The following is a 14,311-nucleotide window of genomic DNA, read 5'->3' on the forward strand; positions in this document are numbered from 1 at the left end:
AGCGGGATACTTTCTGAACATCCTCTCCGGGAGTTATTTATGACTTCGGCTCCGATTACAACATCTGATTTGGCACAGCGTGCCCAGGACGACAAATTATCCCTGCGTGAAAAAATTGGTTATGGACTAGGCGATGCTGGCGGGACAGTAATTACCTGCCTGATCATGAACTTCCTGACATTTTTCTACACCGATGTCTTCGGGTTAACGCCTGCGCTGGTCGGCACATTATTTATTGCCCTGCGTGTATTTGACGCCATTTCCGACCCCATCATGGGTGTGCTAGCCGACCGTACGCAAAGCCGCTGGGGGCGCTTTCGCCCGTGGCAACTGTGGGTTGCGATTCCGATCGGTATTATTGGCGTGCTCACTTTTACCGTCCCGGACACCAGCATGGGGGTCAAGATCGCCTGGGCATTCGGCACCTATCTCCTGCTCTCTGTCGGCTATACCGCCATCAACGTACCGTATTGTGCGCTGATCAACACCATGACGACCCGCCATAACGAGGTGATCGCCTGTCAGTCCTGGCGCTTTGTGCTGTGCGGCGTGGCGGGATTCCTGGTTTCCGTTGGTCTGCCGTGGATGGTGGATATTCTGGGTCAGGGCAATGCCGCACAGGGTTATCAGTTTGGCGTGGGCATCCTGTGTGCCATCGCGGTGGTGATGTTCCTGTGCTGTTTCTTCTGGGTTCGCGAGCGTGTACCGCTGGCGATGATGGGGAAATTTACCCTGCGTGAACACATTGGAGGGCTGCGCAAAAACGATCAGCTATTGTTGATGCTGGTAATGTCTTTCCTGCTGATCAACGTCTTTAATATTCGCGGCGGCGGGTACATGTATTTTATTACCTACGTGCTGGAAGGCAGCACCGCCTATACGTCGCTGTTTTTCACCATGGTCACTTTCGCGTCCATCATCGGTTCAGTGATTGTCAGCCCCCTGACCCGCCGCATCGATACCGTCAAACTCTATTACTACACCAATCTGGTGCTGACGGCCCTGGCGATACTGATGTGGTTCCTGCCAACCGGCCCGGCTTATCAGACGCTGTGGCTGGCAGTCATCCTCGGTAACGGCATTATTTTAGGCTTCACGCTGCCGTTGCACTTCTCACTGATGGCCTTCGCCGACGATTACGGCGAGTGGAAAACCGGCGTACGTTCCTCCGGCATGAATTTCGCCTTCAATCTGTTTTTCATCAAGCTGGCCTGGGCCTCAAGTGCGGGGATCATCAGCCTGCTGTTTATTTTTGTCGCCTATCAGCCAGGCGCTGGTAACCAAACCGCCAGCTCGCTGCAAGGAATTACCGCGATGGAGACGCTGCTTCCCGCACTGTTCCACCTGCTGTTGGCGCTGTCCATCCGCATCTGCAAACTCAATAATCCGATGATGTCGCGCATTGCCACCGATCTGCGTCAGCGTCATGTACAGCCTTAAGGAGCACGAAATGAACGTACTGGAAGTCGACCTGCATAAGCTCACCGTCAGCGATCCGTTCCTCGGACAATATCAGCAGTTGGTGCGTGACGTGGTGATCCCCTATCAATGGGATGCGCTCAATGACCGCATTGCAGAGGCGGAACCAAGTCATGCGATAGAGAATTTCCGTATCGCCGCGGGCCTGCAGGATGGCGAATTTTACGGCATGGTTTTTCAGGATAGCGACGTAGCAAAGTGGCTGGAGGCCGTTGCCTGGTCCCTGTGCCAGAAACCCGATGCGGAACTTGAAAAAACGGCCGATGAAGTCATTGAACTGGTGGCGGCCGCCCAGTGCGAAGATGGCTATCTCAATACGTACTTCACAGTGAAAGCACCGGATGAACGCTGGAGCAACCTCGCTGAGTGTCATGAGTTGTACTGTGCAGGTCATTTGATCGAAGCAGGCGTCGCGTTCTTTCAGGCGACGGGTAAACGCCGTCTGTTAGAGGTGGTGTGTCGCCTGGCAGATCACATCGACAGCGTGTTTGGACTCGGGGAGAATCAACTGCGCGGCTACCCAGGACACCCGGAGATCGAGCTGGCGTTAATGCGCTTATACGAAGTGACCCAGCAACCACGCTATATGGCGCTGGTAAATTACTTTGTGGAACAGCGCGGCGCACAGCCCCATTTCTATGACGAAGAGTACGAAAAGCGCGGCCAAACCTCTTACTGGCATACTTACGGTCCGGCATGGATGGTGAAGGATAAACCCTATAGCCAGGCTCATCAGCCCATTTCAGAACAGCAAACGGCGATCGGGCATGCGGTGCGCTTTGTCTACCTGATGACCGGCGTCGCTCATCTGGCACGCTTAAGCCAGGACGAAGGCAAGCGTCAGGATTGCCTGCGTCTGTGGAAAAACATGGCCCAGCGCCAGTTGTACATTACCGGCGGGATCGGTTCACAAAGCAGCGGCGAGGCGTTTAGCTGCGATTACGATCTGCCCAACGACTCCGTGTATGCGGAAAGCTGCGCCTCTATCGGCCTGATGATGTTCGCCCGCAGAATGCTGGAAATGGAAGCCGACAGCCAGTATGCCAACGTGATGGAGCGCGCCCTGTATAATACCGTATTGGGCGGGATGGCGCTCGATGGCAAGCACTTCTTCTATGTGAACCCGCTGGAAGTACATCCTAAATCATTAAAATTCAATCATATTTATGACCACGTGAAACCCGTTCGTCAGCGCTGGTTTGGCTGCGCCTGTTGCCCGCCGAATATCGCCCGCGTGTTAACCTCAATTGGTCACTACATCTATACACCGCGTCAGGACGCGCTGTATATCAATATGTACGTGGGCAATAGCATGGAGGTCCCTGTTGTAAACGGCTCGCTTAAACTGCGTATTAGCGGAGATTACCCATGGCATGAGCAGGTAAAAATCACCATCGAATCACCGCAGTCGGTTTATCACACCCTGGCTCTGCGCCTGCCAGACTGGTGCTCCGCGCCGCAGGTTTTGTTGAATGGTCAGTCGGTTGAGCAGGATATTCGCAAAGGCTATTTGCACATCAGTCGAACCTGGCAGGAAGGCGATACGCTCAGTTTGACCCTGCCAATGCCGGTGCGTCGGGTATACGGAAATCCATTAGTGCGTCATGTTGCCGGTAAGGTCGCCATTCAGCGTGGGCCACTGGTATATTGCCTGGAGCAGGCCGACAACGGCGAGGAATTGCATAATCTGTGGTTGCCAAAAGAGAGTGAGTTCAGAGTATTCGAAGGTAAGGGATTGTTCAGCCATAAAATGTTAATTCAGGCTGAAGGTGTGAAGCAAAGTGCAGCCGATGCAGCACAACAATCGTTGTGGCACTACGATGTTTCCCCAACTTCGCGTCAGGCGCATACATTGACGTTTATTCCGTGGTTTAGCTGGGCAAACCGTGGTGAAGGCGAAATGCGTATCTGGATAAACGAGCAGTAATAATAAGGCGGATGGCGGCGGTTAGCCCCCATCCGTCAATGTCTCATGAAAAGATTGCCCTCCTCCCTGAGGACAAACGGGTGAGAATCAGAAACGCCAGGTCAGACCGGACATAAAGGTAAAGCTGTCATCGCGATCAACCATCGGGCTATTTTTAATGTCATCCGGCAGTGCGCTATAATTGGCGCTTGCCAGCAGCGTCAGGTTAGTGGTCAATGCGTATTTAGCGGACAGGCCAACATACGGTGTCCAGCTATCGCCTGGGGAATAGCTTGATAAGCCACTACGACGGGACTCATTACCCGATATGCCGTAGTAGTATTCATTGAAGTTTTCGTCATAGTAGAGCACGCCAATCGATGGCGTCAGCGTCAGCTTGCCCATCGGCATTGGACGGAACAGTGAAACTTCCCCTACCCAGCCATTACTGTTGTCCAGCACATCCGCAGCGGCGGAGACTTTCACGCTACCCCATCTTTCATGGTGATACCACGCGGCACCCGCCATTGCAGTTGCGTCACGCTTATCCAGCTTTTTCATCGCATGATCGTCATTATCGCCGGGATCAAACTCAAGCGGCATATAAGAGGCAGTAATACTAAATTCATTACTTTCACTCTTAGACAAAATATAACCTAGCGTTGTTTGCCTAAAATAAAATGATTCACTTTCGTAACTGACTAGCGGTACTGCGTGAACATTATCATTATACCCGCGATAAGGTGATTCATTATATACAGCACCAGCGCCAATTGAAAACTCTGCGGCAGTTGCACTCGCCATAAAAGAAAAGGCGAGCAGCGCCACAATATTGTGTTTAATTAACATGCCAACATTCCATTTTAAAATAAGCTACAAAACTGGTGCATAATAATGCTTACAATTTCATCGGTGCAAGGTTCATATTTATATAGTAATATATAAAAAATTATATATATTGGGCTTGGCGATGAATAAATTACAACTTAAACACCGGGAGCTGAAGATTATTTCGGTAATCGCTGCCAGTGAAAATATCAGTCATGCCGCGACTGTTCTCGGCATCGCACAGGCCAACGTCAGTAAATATCTTGCTGATTTTGAATCAAAAGTTGGATTAAAGGTGTTTGACCGCACCACCCGGCAACTGACCCTCACGCCGTTTGGTATAGCGTTACTTCCTTACATCAATGACATGTTAGACAGAAACGAGCAGTTAAATAATTTCATTGCTGATTATAAGCACGAGAAACGTGGAAAAGTAACGGTATATGCACCAACCGGAATTATCGCTTACTTATCGCAACATGTTATTGCAAAAATTATGGATATTGGCGATATCAGTCTGGTGCTAAAAACCTATAACCTGGAACGTAAAGCCTTTTATGAAGGAGTCGAATTTCCTGATGACTGTGATGTTTTAATTACTTATGCACATCCAAAAGATGAATCTTTGGTCGCCAGTTTTATTACCAAATATGTGGTTACCGCTTTCGCCAGTAATCAATACCTGGCCCAACATCCCATCAGCACTCCTGAAGAACTTGAGCATCACTCCTGTATTCTGATTGATTCCATGATGATTGATGATGCTAACATTTGGCGATTCTCTTCCCCCGGTGGTAAAGAGATGCATGATTACCGCGTAACGGGTAATTATGTTTGCGACAATACGCAATCTGCGTTGTCGTTGGCGCGAAACCATCTGGGCATTGTTTTTGCACCCAAGGCGAGCGTACAAAAAGAAAGTCAGCCTAACGGGCTGGTTCCGTGTTTCTCCGGACAGCATGAATGGTGGCTGGATCTGGTGGCGATTTTCCGCAAACGTGAATATCAGCCATGGCGGGTACAGTTTATTCTTGATGAGATGTTGGCGGAGATTCGCCGGCAGCTTGCTCAGTCGCTGGATCAGCAGACTGAGCAAGCAAAATAGCCTGAGTTTAATGATCGAGATACAGGTAATGCACCCAACTGGTCATGCGCAACAAGACTTTGCGCATGACGGACACATGTTCGAAGTGGTCAGAATAAACCGCGACCTGCGCGTAGATCCCATCAGGTAACGCGCTAACCTCCGCATTATCATTCAGCTCAATCGTGGCGATCACCCCTTCCGAACCGGGCGTAGAATTTAAGGATTGCAGCGCCCCATTCGACTGGTATGTCCCGCCCGGCACTGCCGGACTAATTGCAGCCAGTTTACCGCTGAATACCTTACCCGGCAGCGCGTTAAATACCACTTCCGCTTCATCGCCAGGTTCCAGACGCAGCAGCGAGTTCTGACGGAACTGGGCGATAATTTGCCTTTTTTGATCCGGGATGAATACCATCACCGGACGCATCGGCAGCGCGGCGGCATAGGTTCCCGGGCGCATCAGCACCTGCGTAACATAGCCATCGCTGGGCGCGCGAACCACCGTCTGGTCTAGGTTGAACTCCGCTTCGGCTAACTGCGCTTTCAGGCTGGCAATTTGCGAATTCTCGCCCAGTATCAGGCTGTCTAACTGACTCTGGATTTGCTGCTGCTCCGCGACGGAAGATTTCACCGACGCTTCCTGCGCCAGATAGTTTTGCCGCGCCGCATCAATATCGCGTTCAGAAAAAGGATTCACCTTCGCCTGACTACCCTGCGCATAGCGCTGGTAATCTTTTGCCAGTTTGTCACGCGTGGCCTTTGCCCGCTGCGTGTTGGCTTTCATTTCGTCTAACTGCGCAACCAGAGCCTGCTCTTTATGCTGTGCGGTGACAATATCAGCTTTCAGGCGATCGACCCGTGCCTGATAACGCCCTGGATTAAGCTTAAACAGAACCTCGCCTTTTTTGATTAGCGTATTCTTCTTATCCGTCACTTCTGTCACTACACCCGTTACCTGCGGCACCACGGGAATAGAAATGACCGCCTTTTGTGCCTTAAATGTATACGGATGGTTATAATTCATCAGTAATATAAGCCCGCAAACAATGAATATACCGCCTAATGCTGCGGTAGGAACTGTCCATTTATTTACAGGAATTTTAAAAACTTTAAATATTGACCATGCACACGCCACATAGGTCAGAACAATTAGTAAATCCATCGATATTACTCCGCCGGAGAGGTCTTGGCCTCACCCAGTTTCTTTTCCAGATCCGCAACCCTTGCCTGAAGCTGGATCAGGGAAGAATCCGCGCTCTGCATACCCCATCCGCGCTCCGGACGATAAAGCGTTGCCCAGATCCATAAAAAGGGCCAAATAACATGTAAGGTAAACAAACTAACCCAACCCGCAACATGTATTGCGTCGGCATGAGGATGGTTACGTTTCTTTGCAATTAGATAGGGAATATCATGCAGAATAATAATCCCGTAAAAAATGACCAGGAATACAAAAATAAGCACTCCTAATGCAAAATAATTAAGGAACATATTTGCCTCAGGGATTTAAATTAAGGAATTCAGATGCAATTTGATTTAAACAATAGAGTTGATAATAGTATTGGAATGACCAGACTGGATGCAATTTTCTTATTTATATAACGATATATGGGTTTCTATATACACCCGTCGTCTTTCGAGCTGCAGGACATAACTTGATGCCCGGAACGCTAAACGCGACCGGGCAATCAGTGACGTGAAATTAAAACAGCCCCAGTGGTTTATCAGAGTAGCTCACCAGCAGGCACTTGGTTTGCTGATAATGTTCAAGCATCATCTTATGCGTCTCGCGCCCGATGCCCGACTGCTTATAGCCACCAAACGCCGCATGTGCCGGATACGCATGGTAACAGTTGGTCCAAACTCGCCCCGCCTGAATCCCACGTCCCATTTTGTACGCCAGATTTCCATTACGACTCCAGACGCCAGCGCCAAGCCCATATTGGGTGTCATTAGCGATTTCCAGCGCCTCTTCCATGGTTTTAAACGTTGTGACAGCCAGCACCGGCCCGAAGATCTCCTCCTGGAAAACCCGCATGTTGTTCTTACCAAACAGAATGGTTGGTTCGAGGTAGTACCCCTCTTTTAACTCGCCATCCAGCTGCTTGCGCCGCCCGCCGGTGAGAACATCTGCTCCTTCTTTCTTACCAATGTCGATGTAATTCAGAATAGTTTCCAGTTGACCATGCGACACCTGCGCGCCCATTTGCGTCACGCTGTCTAACGGGTTGCCGCTACGGATACTTTCCACCCGACGAATGGCTCTTTCCATAAAACGTTCATAAATGGATTCCTGAACCAGCGCACGACTCGGACAGGTACACACTTCGCCCTGGTTGAAGGCAAACAATGCAAAACCTTCCAGCGCTTTGTCAAAGAACGCATCTTCTTCATCCATCACGTCCGCGAAGAAGATATTGGGTGATTTCCCGCCCAGTTCCAGCGTGACAGGAATAATGTTCTGCGTGGCGTACTGCATGATCTGCTGCCCAACTTCCGTTGATCCGGTAAACGCCACTTTCGCAATACGTTTTGACGTCGCCAGATACTCACCGATCTCCCCACCCGCGCCGTTTACCACGTTCACCACGCCAGGCGGGAGCAGATCGCCGATGACTTCCATCAGCAACAGTACGGACAGCGGCGTCAGGCGCGCAGGTTTAAGCACCACGCAGTTACCCGCCGCCAGCGCGGGTGCCATCTTCCAGCTGGCCATCAGCAGCGGGAAGTTCCACGGGATAATTTGCCCTACCACGCCAAGAGGTTCATGGAAGTGATAAGCCACGGTTTCGCTATCAACCTCGCTGATTCCCCCTTCCTGCGCACGAATACAGGAGGCAAAATAGCGGAAATGGTCAATTGCCAGCGGCACATCGGCCGCGCTGGTTTCGCGGATGGGTTTACCGTTATCCCAGGTTTCGGCCGTTGCCAGCAGCTCCAGATTTTGCTCCATACGATCGGCAATTTTGAACAAAATCGCCGCCCTGTCCTGCACGGAAGTCTGCGCCCATTTATCTTTTACTTTATGCGCGGCATCCAGTGCCAGATCGATGTCCTTTTTGCCGGAAGAGGCCACTTCGCACAGTAATTGCCCGGTTACCGGCGTCAGGTTTTGGTAATACTCGCCGTCCACCGGGGCGACCCAGTCACCACCGATAAAGTTATCGTATCGGGCTTTTAACTTCAGGGGGTAACCATACTCGCCGGGGTAAATACGCGTTGAAGGGGGGTTATTGGTCATGACCGTCTCCTTGCTGTAGGGGTACTACAAGGGTAGACGGGGCTGGCGAATTATTCGCCAGCCTTTTACTGCTTTACGACAGGTATCACGAATTACATGGCAGCACGATAAATCGCCATGATTTCTTCATGTGTCGCCTGAATCGGGTTAGTGAAACCACAGGCATCTTTCAGGGCATTAGTCGCCAGAACGGCAAAATCTTCTTCCTTCACGTTCAGCTCACGCAGACCGGCCGGAATATTCACTTTCTGCGCCAGTTCGCGGATCGCCGCGATGCAGGCTTCTGCCCCTTGCTCTTCGCTCAGACCAGCAACGTTCACACCCATTGCCGAGGCGCAATCGCGCAGGCGGGCGGCAGCAACTTTACTATTAAATACCTGTACATGCGGCAGCAGTACGGCATTACATACTCCGTGTGGCAGATCGTAGAAGCCACCCAGCTGGTGCGCCATTGCATGCACGTAGCCAAGAGAGGCATTGTTAAAGGCCATACCTGCGAGGAACTGCGCATAGGCCATGGCTTCGCGCGCCTGAGCATTACTGCCCTCTTCAACGGCGACCGGCAGGTTTTGCGCAATCATGGTGACCGCTTTCAGCGCACATGCATCGGTAATCGGCGTGGCAGCAATCGACACGTAAGCTTCGATAGCGTGGGTTAACGCATCCATACCGGTAGCCGCCGTCAGAGACTTCGGCATGCCGACCATCAGCGAGGAGTCGTTAACCGACAGCAGCGGCGTAACGTGCTTATCCACAATCGCCATTTTAATATGGCGTACTTCATCGGTGATGATGCAGAAGCGGGTCATTTCAGATGCCGTACCCGCCGTGGTGTTGATGGCGATCATCGGCAACTGCGGTTTTGCAGAACGGTCTACACCTTCGTAATCGCGAATATCGCCACCGTTAGCCGCCACCAGCGCAATACCTTTTGCACAATCGTGTGGAGAACCGCCACCGAGAGAAATAACGCTATCACAGTCGTTTTCAGTCAACATTTGCAGGCCAGCGGCAACGTTGCTGGTCGTGGGATTAGGATGCGTACCGTCGTAAATTACGCTGAAAATATCACGTTCCTGTAATGCTTTTTGAATCTCGCCAGCCATACCTAATTTCGTTAGCATGGCATCCGTGACAATCAGCGTACGGCGAAAACCATATTCCGCCATTGTATTCATTGCGTCTTTTAATGAATCAGCGCCGATTACATTCACGGAAGGAATAAAAAATGTTGAAGCAGCCATTGTACGATCCTTAATTACTCTAAAAGAGTCAGGAAGCATACGAGTGAAATATCCAACAGAATATGATCATGGTTGTTATTTTAATAACAACCAAAATTAAAAAGCACATTAGGTTCATAATCTAATGTGCTTATTTCAATCAATATCTATTTTGTATTAATTCATTTAATTCCTGAATTAATTGTTTCATTACTTTTCGGGGAACAGCAATGCATCGCGTAATAAATGATCATTTCCCCGACGGCGAGTAAAACCAATGCGGTCAAAATATTCCAGAATCTGAATAGCCAATTTGCGCCCGATGTTAAGTCTGTCGCGAAAATCAGCGGCACATGTCGATCCCCTTTCCTGATCCAGTTCGCGGATCATATTGGCAAAGGCCACTATCCGATCGTTACGGTAATAACGATCTTTCACGATCGCGGTGATGATGCCTTGCTGCGCCGCTTGTCGTAACACCACACGCATCATTTGCTCATCCGTGCCCGTCTGTTTTGCCAGGTCGCGCACCCACCACGGCTCATCGCCAAAAAGCGGTTCTGCTTTTTGCCAGATAGCCTGCTGCTCATCGCTGAAACCGGCCTTGTGATCGGGCAAATGCAGCCAGCCATGATGACTATGGATGACGCCGCTCTCGCGCATCTTTTCAATCAGCAGCAGGACCAGCGCTTCATCTTCCATCGGCAAAGCCATCCGGCGCAGGCGTTCGCGCCCAGGTCCAGGCTCATCGCGGTGCTGGTCGTGGTAAGTCCCCAGCGTATCGAGGATTTTGCGCTGCCAGCGCGCTGCAACAGTGGCATCCAACAGACTGTATCCCGCCTGAATAAAACCATGCTGCTCGATCAACGGACGCATGCCGTTACCGTTGAGCTGACGCGCCCAGGCGAAGTCGGGAATATTTACCGCTCCACGCGTCAGGTGCAGCGCCAGAGCGTCACCATCACTCTGTGCGTTTTCCAACGCCGACAGCCACTGCAAATATTCCGGCTTACGCTTCCCGCGACGCGGCGGATTGAGCGTGACCACGCGCGCACCGGCCAGCGTCGTGCGAGCCGAAATATCACGCAGCACCAGACGGTCGTTATCGGCGAGCCAGAGTGGTGTATCAAACACCAGTTCCGCCAGCGTCCCTTCGAGCAGGGAAATACGCCCGGTGACGTGGCTGGCCGCGTGGTGAATATGCAACGGTTGCCACTGCATCAGCGGCGCGGCATGTTCTAAAGAGACAATCACGCGGGTAAACGCCTCTGGCGGCGCATCAGCAAGCAGCCAGTCGCCGCGGTTAAGTTCTTCTTTTTGCGCATCACCGGCAATATTTAGCGCAATACGTTGTCCCGCCTGCGCGCGATCGGTGGCCTGATTTTGTGCATGCAGGCTACGTACGCGCATCGGTTTGTTGACGCCCGTGAGCCACAGTGTGTCACCGACATTCACTTCACCGCTGAGCGCCGTCCCGGTCACCACCAGTCCCGCGCCTTTGACCGTAAAGGCACGGTCAATCGCCAGGCGGAAGCTGTGATCGCGGGCATGCTCACGCGACGTTAATTGCAGCAAATGTTCGCGCAGTTCCTCGATGCCACGGCCTTCACTGGCGGCAGTGACGAAAAGCACCGACTCCGCGAAACCATAATTCCCCAGCGCGGCCTGAATCTCCGCACGCACCTCTTCAATTCTTGCTTCGTCCACGCGGTCGGCTTTCGTAAGTGCCACGGTGATCTGCGGATTACCCGTCAGTTGCAGAATTTGCAAATGCTCACGCGTTTGCGCCATCACGCCGTCATCACACGCCACCACCAGCAGCGCGTGATCAATCCCGCCAACACCCGCCAGCATGTTAGACAGAAACTTTTCGTGTCCGGGTACATCGATAAATCCCAGTATCCGCCCGTCCGGCTGCGGCCAGTAGGCATAGCCGAGATCGATGGTCATGCCGCGCTTTTTTTCTTCCGGCAGACGGTCGGCATTCACGCCGGTAATCGCCTGTAATAACGTTGTTTTTCCGTGGTCAACGTGTCCGGCGGTTGCAATAATCATTTCAGCATCATCTCCATAAACCGGGTCTCGTCTTCAAGGCAGCGCAGATCCAGCCACATGCGGCCATCATAAATCCGGCCAATGATCGGCACGGGCAGTGCACGCCAACGGGCGGCCAGTGCTTCGAGGCGGCTACCGCGCCCGTCATGGGGGGTAAAGGTTAATGCCGCGCTGGGCAGCCTATCAACCGGTAGCGAGCCGCTGCCAATTTGCGACAGGCAAGGCATGACGTTCAGGGCGAATTCGTCACCGTAATGCTCGGCAAGCCGTGCCTGTAAGTGTTGGGCCTGCGCGTGGACAGCCTCCTGCGAGCGAGTGAGCTGGCGTAACGTCGGCAACTTCTGCGCCAGCGCTTCCGGGTGCAGGTAGAGCCGCAGCGTCGCTTCCAGCGCAGCCAGTGTCATTTTATCAGCCCGTAATGCGCGTTTCAGCGGATGGCTCTGTAAGCGAGCGATCATCTCTTTTTTACCGACGATAATCCCGGCCTGCGGCCCACCCAGTAATTTATCGCCAGAGAAGCTCACCAGACTGACGCCAGCGGCAATCAGCTGTTGCGGCATCGGTTCCTGCGGTAATCCATACTGGCTGAGATCGACCAGTGAGCCGCTGCCGAGATCCGCCACCACCGGCACATCCACTTCCTTGCCAATAGCGGCCAGCTCAGCCTCATCCACCGACTTCGTAAAGCCTTCAATGCTGTAATTACTGGTATGGACTTTCATCAGCAGAGCGGTATTTTCATTCACCGCCTGACGGTAATCTTTCGCATGGGTCCGGTTGGTGGTACCGACTTCGCGCAGAACACATCCGGCCTGGCACATCACGTCCGGAATACGAAACGCGCCGCCAATTTCCACCAGCTCACCGCGCGAAACGACCACCTCTTTGCCGTTGGCCGTGGCGGCCAGCATCAGTAAAACCGCTGCCGCATTGTTATTGACGATACAGGCGTCCTCCGCTCCCGTCAGACGGCAGAGTAAATCCGCCAGCGCCCGATCCCGATGTCCACGTCCGGCATCATCCAGGCTATATTCCAGCGTCACTGGCGTGCGCATTGCTTGCACCACCGCCTCGATCGCTTCTTCGGCCTGCGACGCTCGCCCAAGGTTGGTATGCAGCACCGTTCCGGTCAGGTTAATCACCGGACGCAGCGCGCTTTGCGATTCTCGTTCCAGCCGGGCGCTGGCTTCTTGCGCCCAGTCCTCACACCATGCCGGGAGCGCGTGCGTGTCGCGAATCGCATCTCTGGCTTCGTCAAGCATATGACGCAGCAGGTCAACCACCCGGGTATGACCGTGAGATTCACGTAAGGCTGGGAAGGCGCTATCGCGCAATAAACGATCGATAGCGGGAAGCTGGCTGTAGAGTGAACGCATGTCGGTTGTCATGAAAGGGCCTGGCTGTTGGTGGCCCTCTCCACCGCGGGGAGGGCTATCGATATAGGAAGGATTGTACCGTGACTTTGCTCAGGCAGGTATTATCTGCATCAAGCCTTTGGCGGTTCTGTGCGGGCAAAACTTTCGCGTTGAAAAAGCGTTTCCACCAGTTTGACCAGACGTGGGCGGTCCACACACCAGCCGGGCGCGACCCGACGGAAATTGAGATAACCGACGGCACAGGCAATCGCGATGGTAGCCAGGTTAACCGTATCAGTTTTCAGCGTACCGTCCGCCAGATAGCCTTCCAGCATATCCAGACTGCGGGTGATCTTCTCCCGCTGGCGTAACAGTTCAGTTTCTGACTGCTGCGCGGCGGGGCGAGCCTGCTCGCGCACCGAGACTAATCCCGCATCCATAATACCGTCGGCCAACGCTTCCAGTTGACGAACTTTGAGTGCCGCTAACGGTTCACCCGGTAGCATGGCTGGCGCAATATCCAGCAGCTCGATGTATTCTGCGATGATCGGAGAGTCAAACCAGTACTCACCCTCATCGGTGACCAACGCGGGTACTTTTCCTAGCGGGTTATAACGCGCCACGCCACTATCCGCGCTATAGGGAAGTTCATTCACAAATTCGAAGGTGATGCCCTTTTCCAGTAACAGAATAGAAATTTTACGCACAAAAGGGCTGGTATAGCTGCCAATGAGTTTCATGCCGGGTCCTTTTTGCCAACAAAAATATCAGTATGGCTCAGGTCGCCGTAAATGGCAGGTGATGACTTCCATTCTTACTGTTTTACTTATGACCTAAACGTTTTCTGAATTTAAGCTGCTTTTTATACAACGTACTTTTCCCTGCATTGTTCGGGACGTATGGTTCTCTGCAAACGTATGAATACGTCACGGAGTAACTCATGTCACAGCAGGGACTGCGCTTTACGCTCGACGTGGACGGGTTACTGGCGACGGATACCGCCGTCGTCAGCTTCACCCTCTGCCAGAATCTCTCCACCCCCTTTACACTCAGTGTCGATATCGCCAGCGGCCTGCCTGACCTCACCGCCACAGATTTTCTCGAGAAAAACGCCACCCTCACTGTCTGGCAGGGGGC

At 52.4% G+C, this 14,311-nt stretch carries 11 protein-coding genes and 1 pseudogene; 4 read left to right on the forward strand and 8 right to left on the reverse strand.

The window, feature by feature from the left end; all coding sequences use genetic code 11:
* The first annotated feature begins 39 nt into the window (after window positions 1-39).
* Together OGV98_RS13555 and OGV98_RS13560 are read left to right on the forward strand one after the other, a co-directional pair.
* Complete coding sequence (locus tag OGV98_RS13555; RefSeq protein WP_102191052.1) at window positions 40-1,440, forward strand: MFS transporter; 1,401 nt, start codon at window positions 40-42, stop codon at window positions 1,438-1,440.
* Window positions 1,441-1,450: 10 nt separating this feature from the next.
* On the forward strand, window positions 1,451-3,406 hold the full coding sequence (locus OGV98_RS13560) for a glycoside hydrolase family 127 protein (protein ID WP_202580931.1): 1,956 nt from the start codon (window positions 1,451-1,453) through the stop codon (window positions 3,404-3,406).
* 87 nt (window positions 3,407-3,493) lie between these two features.
* Here the strand turns inward: OGV98_RS13560 and OGV98_RS13565 are convergent, their stop codons facing one another.
* Window positions 3,494-4,234, reverse strand: coding sequence for a MipA/OmpV family protein (locus OGV98_RS13565; RefSeq protein ID WP_003024206.1), 741 nt, complete (start codon window positions 4,232-4,234; stop codon window positions 3,494-3,496).
* 121 nt (window positions 4,235-4,355) lie between these two features.
* Here OGV98_RS13565 and OGV98_RS13570 point away from each other — a divergent pair, with 121 nt between their 5' ends.
* Complete coding sequence (locus OGV98_RS13570) at window positions 4,356-5,318, forward strand: LysR family transcriptional regulator (RefSeq protein WP_003844559.1); 963 nt, start codon at window positions 4,356-4,358, stop codon at window positions 5,316-5,318.
* A 7-nt stretch (window positions 5,319-5,325) separates the two neighbouring features.
* On the opposite strand, the gene OGV98_RS13575 is transcribed toward OGV98_RS13570, so the two are convergent.
* From OGV98_RS13575 to OGV98_RS13605, 7 genes are all read right to left on the reverse strand, one after another.
* The gene (locus OGV98_RS13575; RefSeq protein ID WP_061549525.1) at window positions 5,326-6,462 is read right to left on the reverse strand and encodes an HlyD family secretion protein; all 1,137 of its coding nucleotides are present in this window, start codon (window positions 6,460-6,462) and stop codon (window positions 5,326-5,328) included.
* A gap of 5 nt (window positions 6,463-6,467) precedes the next feature.
* On the reverse strand, window positions 6,468-6,791 hold the full coding sequence (locus OGV98_RS13580; RefSeq protein ID WP_003024200.1) for a DUF3302 domain-containing protein: 324 nt from the start codon (window positions 6,789-6,791) through the stop codon (window positions 6,468-6,470).
* 211 nt (window positions 6,792-7,002) lie between these two features.
* Window positions 7,003-8,541, reverse strand: coding sequence for an aldehyde dehydrogenase AldB (gene aldB / locus OGV98_RS13585; protein ID WP_003837670.1), 1,539 nt, complete (start codon window positions 8,539-8,541; stop codon window positions 7,003-7,005).
* A 92-nt stretch (window positions 8,542-8,633) separates the two neighbouring features.
* Window positions 8,634-9,785: an L-threonine dehydrogenase gene (gene yiaY, locus OGV98_RS13590; protein ID WP_003844555.1), complete on the reverse strand. Its 1,152-nt coding sequence runs from the start codon at window positions 9,783-9,785 to the stop codon at window positions 8,634-8,636.
* Between the two features lie 189 nt (window positions 9,786-9,974).
* Complete coding sequence (selB, locus tag OGV98_RS13595; RefSeq protein ID WP_210943917.1) at window positions 9,975-11,819, reverse strand: selenocysteine-specific translation elongation factor; 1,845 nt, start codon at window positions 11,817-11,819, stop codon at window positions 9,975-9,977.
* Complete coding sequence (gene selA / locus OGV98_RS13600; protein WP_003837664.1) at window positions 11,816-13,207, reverse strand: L-seryl-tRNA(Sec) selenium transferase; 1,392 nt, start codon at window positions 13,205-13,207, stop codon at window positions 11,816-11,818. The genes selB and selA overlap by 4 nt, the downstream gene beginning before the upstream one ends.
* A gap of 98 nt (window positions 13,208-13,305) precedes the next feature.
* A complete protein-coding gene (locus OGV98_RS13605) occupies window positions 13,306-13,914 on the reverse strand; it encodes a glutathione S-transferase (RefSeq protein WP_003024191.1) in 609 nt (202 codons plus the stop codon).
* Between the two features lie 200 nt (window positions 13,915-14,114).
* On the opposite strand from OGV98_RS13605, the pseudogene OGV98_RS13610 reads away from it, so the two are divergent.
* Window positions 14,115-14,311 (forward strand): annotated as a pseudogene (locus OGV98_RS13610) (type VI secretion system tip protein VgrG); the annotation flags it as partial.

Source organism: Citrobacter sp. Cf136 (genome assembly GCF_030333815.1).
Lineage (GTDB): Bacteria > Pseudomonadota > Gammaproteobacteria > Enterobacterales > Enterobacteriaceae > Citrobacter > Citrobacter freundii.

Coding starts and splice junctions, on each gene's coding strand:
- OGV98_RS13555 (WP_102191052.1), top strand. CDS start 40: ATGACTTCGGCTCCGATTACAACATCTGATTTGGCACAGCGTGCCCAG.
- OGV98_RS13560 (WP_202580931.1), top strand. CDS start 1,451: ATGAACGTACTGGAAGTCGACCTGCATAAGCTCACCGTCAGCGATCCG.
- OGV98_RS13565 (WP_003024206.1), bottom strand. CDS start 4,234: ATGTTAATTAAACACAATATTGTGGCGCTGCTCGCCTTTTCTTTTATG.
- OGV98_RS13570 (WP_003844559.1), top strand. CDS start 4,356: ATGAATAAATTACAACTTAAACACCGGGAGCTGAAGATTATTTCGGTA.
- OGV98_RS13575 (WP_061549525.1), bottom strand. CDS start 6,462: ATGGATTTACTAATTGTTCTGACCTATGTGGCGTGTGCATGGTCAATA.
- OGV98_RS13580 (WP_003024200.1), bottom strand. CDS start 6,791: ATGTTCCTTAATTATTTTGCATTAGGAGTGCTTATTTTTGTATTCCTG.
- aldB (WP_003837670.1), bottom strand. CDS start 8,541: ATGACCAATAACCCCCCTTCAACGCGTATTTACCCCGGCGAGTATGGT.
- yiaY (WP_003844555.1), bottom strand. CDS start 9,785: ATGGCTGCTTCAACATTTTTTATTCCTTCCGTGAATGTAATCGGCGCT.
- selB (WP_210943917.1), bottom strand. CDS start 11,819: ATGATTATTGCAACCGCCGGACACGTTGACCACGGAAAAACAACGTTA.
- selA (WP_003837664.1), bottom strand. CDS start 13,207: ATGACAACCGACATGCGTTCACTCTACAGCCAGCTTCCCGCTATCGAT.
- OGV98_RS13605 (WP_003024191.1), bottom strand. CDS start 13,914: ATGAAACTCATTGGCAGCTATACCAGCCCTTTTGTGCGTAAAATTTCT.